The organism is Mesorhizobium sp. M4B.F.Ca.ET.143.01.1.1 (genome assembly GCF_004792275.1).
GTDB lineage: Bacteria > Pseudomonadota > Alphaproteobacteria > Rhizobiales > Rhizobiaceae > Mesorhizobium > Mesorhizobium abyssinicae.
In genome coordinates, this window is sequence record NZ_SRSR01000395.1 from 1 (window position 1) to 279 (window position 279).

The window sequence follows — 279 nt, forward strand, 5'->3', positions numbered from 1 at the left end:
CAGGCGGCCCTTCCACTGGTTACCGCCCTTGAGCATGAAATGATTGGTGGCGCTCAGGAAGCCGCCGGACCTGCTGTAATCCCGTTCGATGAACGCTCTCATCCCCGCCTCGTCGAACGGATGGGCGGTGCTGGCGATCGCCCGCGCATCCCTGACCATGAAGTCGATGACCTGGCGGCGATCCGTCCAGTCGACTTTGGCTCCATCGGCCGAATGCTCCAGATAGGCGTCGGTCGTTTTCGGCAGATGCGAAGTGTCGGTCCCCACGGGCGAACTGCT

Annotated in this window: 1 pseudogene; it reads right to left on the minus strand. The window is 62.7% G+C overall.

The features are described 5' to 3' along the window. Positions 1 to 279, minus strand: a pseudogene (locus tag EN786_RS37490) (alpha/beta hydrolase); the annotation flags it as partial.